The 6,723-nt window shown below is 53.7% G+C and carries 6 protein-coding genes; all 6 read right to left on the bottom strand.

The window, feature by feature from the left end; all coding sequences use genetic code 11:
* Positions 1-150: 150 nt before the first annotated feature.
* The gene (locus tag JF44_RS0106735; RefSeq protein WP_033068164.1) at positions 151-1,200 is read right to left on the bottom strand and encodes an aldo/keto reductase; all 1,050 of its coding nucleotides are present in this window, start codon (positions 1,198-1,200) and stop codon (positions 151-153) included.
* A 101-nt stretch (positions 1,201-1,301) separates the two neighbouring features.
* Entirely contained in the window at positions 1,302-1,937 is a 636-nt protein-coding gene (locus JF44_RS0106730; RefSeq protein ID WP_033068163.1) for a dihydroxyacetone kinase subunit L, read from the bottom strand.
* A 12-nt stretch (positions 1,938-1,949) separates the two neighbouring features.
* Positions 1,950-2,951 carry a dihydroxyacetone kinase subunit DhaK gene (locus tag JF44_RS0106725; protein ID WP_033068162.1) on the bottom strand — a complete coding sequence of 334 codons (1,002 nt, stop codon included), beginning with the start codon at positions 2,949-2,951 and terminating at the stop codon, positions 1,950-1,952.
* A gap of 10 nt (positions 2,952-2,961) precedes the next feature.
* Positions 2,962-4,026: an ABC transporter permease gene (locus JF44_RS0106720; protein WP_202901485.1), complete on the bottom strand. Its 1,065-nt coding sequence runs from the start codon at positions 4,024-4,026 to the stop codon at positions 2,962-2,964.
* Positions 4,023-5,570: a sugar ABC transporter ATP-binding protein gene (locus tag JF44_RS0106715; protein ID WP_033068161.1), complete on the bottom strand. Its 1,548-nt coding sequence runs from the start codon at positions 5,568-5,570 to the stop codon at positions 4,023-4,025. Before JF44_RS0106715 ends, JF44_RS0106720 begins: the two co-directional genes overlap by 4 nt.
* A 99-nt stretch (positions 5,571-5,669) precedes the next feature.
* On the bottom strand, positions 5,670-6,680 hold the full coding sequence (locus JF44_RS0106710; RefSeq protein WP_052065528.1) for a substrate-binding domain-containing protein: 1,011 nt from the start codon (positions 6,678-6,680) through the stop codon (positions 5,670-5,672).
* Between the last annotated feature and the right edge of the window lie 43 nt (positions 6,681-6,723).

Below are 6,723 nucleotides of genomic sequence, written 5' to 3'. Positions count from 1 at the left end.
ACCATCTCAAGTTCTTCCTGGTGGGAGGTCTTTTTCTTAAGCATGCCCCATTGAATCAAAAGTCCCCGCCATTGGCGAGGACTTTGTCAGCAATCTGGGTGCCTTGATTGAGGCACCGTTTTTTTAAACCTGGTGGCTTTTCACCCGCGGTCAATCCGGGCGTGAATGCAATGCCCAGTCACCTTCGGCAAACCGATCACGGGCAAACTGCCCCTGATGCCAATAGGGATAAATCATCGGAGGGGCGCTGACGTCATCAAGGCGTTTGAGATCGTCCTGATCAAGCTTCACATCAAGTGCCCGGAAGTTGGCCTTAAACTGATCGACGTTGCTTCCGCCGACCACCAGTGACGAAACAGCAGGCCGCGTAAGTAGCCATGCCAACGCAACCTGCGCAGCTTCAACGCCATGTTTTTCACCCACCGAGATCAGGACGTCAACTATGTCCCACAAACGATCCTGATCCCGGATGGGTGGTTCGGTCCAGCCCGCAGCCTGCCGGGACCCTTCCGCAACAGGCTGACTGCGGCGATGCTTGCCCGAAAGCAATCCCGCCGCCAATGGGCTCCAGACCAAAACTCCAAGCCCTTGGTCCACCGAAATCGGCAGAAGTTCATATTCTGCTTCGCGGGCTTCAAGGGTGTAATGAATTTGCTGCGTCACGAACCGCACACGGCGATCCCGTTCGGATGCCTGCAAAGATTTCATGATGTGCCAGCCCGAATAGTTTGAGCAACCGACATAGCGCACCTTGCCCTGTGTGACCAAAGTATCAAGAGCGGCCATCTTTTCTTCGACCGGGGTGACACCATCCCATTCGTGCATGTAATAGATGTCGATGTGATCGGTGCGAAGATTCTTGAGCGTCTTTTCGCATTCCCGGATCAGGTGATAGCGACTTACCCCCTCATCATTCGGGCCATCGCCAATCCGCATGCGGGCCTTGGATGTGACAAGAACCTGATCACGTCGGCCGTCAAGAACTTCACCAAGGATTTGCTCGGACAGACCAGTCGAATACATATTGGCGGTATCAAACAGGTTCACCCCGTGATCGATGCAGCAATCAACAAGACGGCGTGCCTCGGGCACCTGTTGCGAACCGACCATCGCGAACGGTCCGTCGCCGCCAAACGTAAATGTCCCCATCGAAAGGGCTGAGACTTTCAACCCTGATCTGCCTAGTGTTCTATATTCCATAACCCGGTCCTTTCGATGCAAGTCATTGCGGTGTGGCGCAAGGAGGAAAAGGCCTCAGCATGCCGCCCAAGCAAGGCGCAATCATGCTGAGACATAGAAAATCAGCCTTTTACAAAGCGTGCGAGCGTTTCAATCAACAGGAAGGCAACCGTGCCCCCCGCATCCTGAAGACCTTTGCTTTTATCGGCAAACGCCGCAGCCTTGCCGTGCTGGGCGACCATATCCTTGGTTGCTTCCAGCGCGGCCTGCCCGGCACGTGAGGCTTCAGCAACCGCATCGACCAACGGGGCGTTTTGGTCGGCAGATTGTTCAAGGCTTTGGGCGATGGGCTCAAGCACATCCAAGACAGTTTTATCGCCAAGTTTGGCTTTGCCGCGTTCGGCAATCCCGTCGGCATACGCCCGCCAGAAGGCCGTCATTTCCTTGGTGCCAATCGCGTCAGCATCGTCAACAGCCTTACCACCGCGCATAAATCCGGTTGCTGTCAACGTCCCCATTGTCGAGGGTGCTGCCTTTGCCATTGCGGCACCGGCCATTTTGAACTGCTTGCCCAGTGGTTCGCCATCCATGTCAGAGACCGTTTTCGATGCAGCCTCAAACGCAGAATTCATTGTGATGCCAAGATCACTGTCACCGACCTTTGCATCAAGGGCGATCAGCTCATCACGCTTGTCGCGAAACGTCGCATGAAAGGCTTCGAACAGGGCGGCAATATTGCCAGTATTAATCGTGTCCATCCTGGCCTCCGACTACTGTGCGAAATGTTTGAAGAATGGCGTGTCGGCTTTGGCGGCCATCAGACGGTCAAGTTCTTCGTCAAGATGCAGAACCGAAACAGATGCACCGGCCATTTCCATCGATGTCGCGAATTCACCAACCCAAACATGCTTCACGTTGATATCGCGTTCGCCCATCAGTTGGGAAACACGACGGAACATGATGTAAAGTTCTTCGAGCGGTGTCGCGCCAAGACCGTTGACCAGAATGGCAACATCGTCGCCTTTTTTGTAATCCTGCTCAGCGAATATTTTCGCCATCATCTCGTCGACGAGCGGATCAGCGGCGGTCAGGTTTTTACGGGTAATGCCGTTTTCGCCATGGATGCCCATGCCGATTTCCATTTCGTCATCGCCGATTTCAAAGGATGGCTTGCCAACTTCGGGAATGATGCAGCTGCTCAGCGCGACACCAATAGTACGTGTGCGGTCTTTGGCCTTTTCGGCAACGCGGACAACGTCTTCAAGCGACATGCCTTCCTGTGCGGCCGCACCGGCAGCCTTGTAAAGGAAGAAGATCCCGGCAACGCCACGGCGCTTGTGTTCTTCACCTACGACAGAGGACGCCACATCGTCATTACCGACAACCGACATCACCTTGATGTCTTCAAGGTCGGCCAGTTCAGTCGCCATATCGAAATTGATGATATCCCCGGTATAATTGCCGTAAATGTAAAGGACACCTGCCCCCTGATCGATATGCTTGGTCACTTCAAGCATCTGTTCGGCACTGGGTGACTGAAACACGCCGCCAACAGCCGCACCATCGAGCATGCCTTCACCGACATAACCCAGGAACAACGGCAAATGCCCCGAACCACCACCGGTGGCAATGCCAACCTTGCCTTTGACCGGCTCGGCTTTGACATAGCAACGCTTGTCATCGGCAACATAGGTGACCTCTTTGTTCGCCAGATAGATGCCTTCAAGCATTTCATCGACGAAATTCTTCGGATCATTCATAAATTTTTTCATGATTTTCTCTTTATTTCGCAGGTTTGAATTTGCGCTGACGGGTCACGAAGAACGCCGCGGCAAGCAAAATGAACGCGCCGACGAACACCCGTTGCCATGTGCTTGGAATTCCAACCATCACAAGAACATTATCGACCACAACGACAAGCAAAACGCCCAGCATGGTGCCAATGACCGACCCGGTCCCGCCGGTGATCCGGGCCCCGCCCAGAACAACCGCCGCAATCACCGCAATTTCGGTTCCGACAAGATCAAACGGGTTCGCCAAACGGTTGGCCGTCACATGAACGATGCCTGCCAGACCGGCCAAAGCACCGGCATAACCAAACACGAAAAGATGGACGATCTTGACGTTGTACCCCAGACGTGCCGTGACATCCGGACTTCCACCAAGCGAGAAGATGGCGCGTCCCATCAGGGTACGGCGCATGATCCACCAGGTCAGGATGGCTGCTGCTGGCAGGATCAGGAAGTAAACAGGCAAACTGACCGTTGCGCCATTTGCCGTTTCAAATTCCAGCAGGGAAATACGCCCGAACGTGCCCATCTGACCGGGCAACTCCATGATCCAGGTCGTGCCAACAAAGGCCAGCAAGCCGCCCCGAAACAGGTACTGCGTCCCAATCGTGACAATCAGAGACGGCACACGAAGCGTATAAACCAGAAAGCCATTGAGAACACCCAGCGCAATGCCACCGGCAACCGCGATCAGAAACACGACATAGATCGGCATGTTCGGTGAATGATTGATTGCCAGCAGTGTGATCGAATACATCGTCAGTGCTGCGATGGCCGTAAACGACACATCAATGCCGCCTGCTGCCAGGATCACAAAAACACCCAATGCAAACAGGCCGGTCACGACACTGGCGCGGCCAATATCAATCAGGGTGGATGGCTGCAAAAAGGCCGGGTTTGCAATGGCGACGGCAATGCAAATGGCAATCAGAAGACCCAGGGTCACCAATTCCGGTTTCTTGGCAATCAGATCACCCAACCCCCGGCGCTGCTGCAATTGCCCGGATGCCGATACATGGCCCGAAGCAGGTTTGTTTGAGGTTCCAGCCGAACTCATGCTGCACCTTCCTGTACTGAACCAAGCATCGCCTGGTAAATATCGTCTTCACTTGCGGATGCCCCATTGAGGTCTGAGACGACCTCGCCTGCATTCATCACAAGTATGCGGTCACAGTTTTGAAGAAGTTCCGGCAAATCGTCGCTGACGATGATCAGCCCCATGCCGTCTTCAGCCATTTTCTGAATTGTCTGATAGATCGCGTCCTTTGACCCGACATCGACACCAACAGTCGGGCCATGCAACACGAGAATTTCCGGATTGATGCTTAACCAGCGACCAATCAGAACGCGTTGCTGGTTCCCGCCCGAAAGCGATGAAACCGGCAATTCGATATCTGCGGTATTCAGACGCATGTCGGCCGAAATTTCGCGGGCAATTTCCTTACCCTTCTTCATGTCGAGAATGCCCATGAAACCCGCAAGTTTGCGCAGGATCAGAGCCACCTCGTTTTGATAGATCGATTTGCTTAAAAACAGGCCTTCAGACAGTCGGTCTTCCGGGACATAGGCAATTCCGGCATCGATTGAATCCGATGCTGTTGCAATGCGGATGTTCTTGTCATTGATAGAAATCGTGCCACTTGCAGCGGGCCGGATACCGGCAATCGCCAACGCAAGTTCGTTTCGACCGGAATCCGACAGCCCGGTAATGCCAAGCACCTCGCCTTTGCGAAGGTTAAATCCGACATTATGGAAACGACCGGGCATGCTGAAATTCGCAAGCGACATCAGCGTATCTTCCGAGGGGCTTCCCTCGCGGTATCGCTTTTCGCTGATTTGACGGCCTGTCATCAATTCGGCCAAATCGGCCCGGCTGTAACTTTCAATCGGTCCTTGTGCCACGCATTGCCCGTCACGAAACACGATCGCATGCCCGCCAATACGATAGCATTCTTCGAGTTTGTGGGTGACAAACAGTACCGCGACATTTTGCGACCGCAGACGCGAGACCACATCAATAAGGTTTTCCACCTCGCGACGGGTCAGCGACGTTGTCGGTTCATCCATGATGACAAGGCGGGCTTCACAGGCAATCGCACGGGCAATTGCCACAAGCTGACGCGTTGCCAAAGGCAGTTCCGAGACAATCGTCGACATCAGTTCGGATGTTACGTCCAGGCCCACTTGCGACAGGGCTTTGGTTGCCGTTTCCTGCATCCGCGCCCGGTCAATACGGCGCAGAAGCCTGCCGTGGCCTTCGACCAGTTGCTCCCCAAGGGCAACATTTTCCATCACGCTCAGATTGGGGATCAAAGACAGGTCCTGATAGACGGTCTCAATCCCGAAATCGAGAGATTGAATGGGGGTAAGTTCGTTAAACACCTCGCCATCAAGAACGATCTGGCCTTCGCTGGGCGGATGTGCCCCGGCCATGATCTTGATCACGGTGCTTTTGCCACAACCGTTTTCGCCCAGCAGGTGGTATACCTCCCCGGCTTCAAGTGACAGGTCAACACCGCGCAGGGCATGGACACCGCCAAAACGTTTGTGAATGTTTCTTAGCTCAAGAAAACAGCGATTTTTCTGCGTGTTTTGCGTCACCAGTCAGACCCTTTCCTGCTGACATGTCCCGGCCTTTGGCGAGGCCGGGCAGCCCGAAACATGCCAAGACACATTCCGGGCTGCCTCAACCGGGTTCGCTTAGAAAAGGTAATCTTTGTAGGTTTCCTTATCGACAAGGACCATGCCATTGCCAACAATCAGAAGACCTTTGCCTGCACCCGGTGTGACGGTTACGCTTTCGTAGCCTTCAACACCAAGATCCATGCCATCGGTGACTTCTTTGCCTTCAAGCATCAGCTTGGCAACGGCATTCATAGCCATGCCAGCTTTCTGCGGATCCCAGAAACCAATTGCTGTGATCGCACCAGATTCCAGATAGGCCGTTGACGGGTTCGGAAGACCGGTACCCACCAGGCAGACCTTGCCGGCAAGACCAGCTTCTTCGATCGCACGTCCAACACCAAGAACGTCGTTACCAGCCGAAGTCTGGAAGCCCTTGATGTCAGGATGTTTACGAAGGATTTCCTTGGCTTTTTCATAGGTGCCATTGGCATCATCGAACGATTCATTGTTCGGATCGACCAATTCCATACCCGGATATTTTTTGGCATTTTCTTCGCCGGCACCAACCCACTGCATGTGCGTACGGCTTCCCAGAGATCCGACAAACGTTGTCCACTTGCCTTTTTCGCCCATGCACTGCGCCAAACGTTCGTTCAGGGCCGCACCATAGTCGTTGTTATCGAATGCTTCGATATCGGCATGGGTGTTGGTCTGGTTATCGGCTTCGTGTGTCACAACGATTGTGCCACGATCCATCGCGCGGCCAAGGATACCCTCGAGAATATCGGGATCCATCGGCACAACAGCCAGTGCGTCTACGCCAGTTGCCACAAGATCATTGACGATCTGAAGCTGCTGGGCGGAATCCGCAGTTGCCGGACCGACCTGACGAATATCCATTTCTGGGTTTTGTTCGGCAAACTTGGTAACACCGGTTTCCATACGATCGAACCATGGAATACCGCTAATTTTAACGACAGTCGTAATGGATTTTGTGTCCTGCGCCGAAGACGGGGCAGCAAAACCAAGAACAGACATCGCAGCCAGTGCGAAAGCTGTGGTTTTCATAAGGTTGGCAATTTTCATAATGTTTCCTCCCAATTGGAAATATTCTGTTTGGCCAGATGTT

Source organism: Thalassospira australica (genome assembly GCF_000763295.1).
Lineage (GTDB): Bacteria > Pseudomonadota > Alphaproteobacteria > Rhodospirillales > Thalassospiraceae > Thalassospira > Thalassospira australica.
This window is presented reverse-complemented; position numbering and strand designations above follow the sequence as displayed.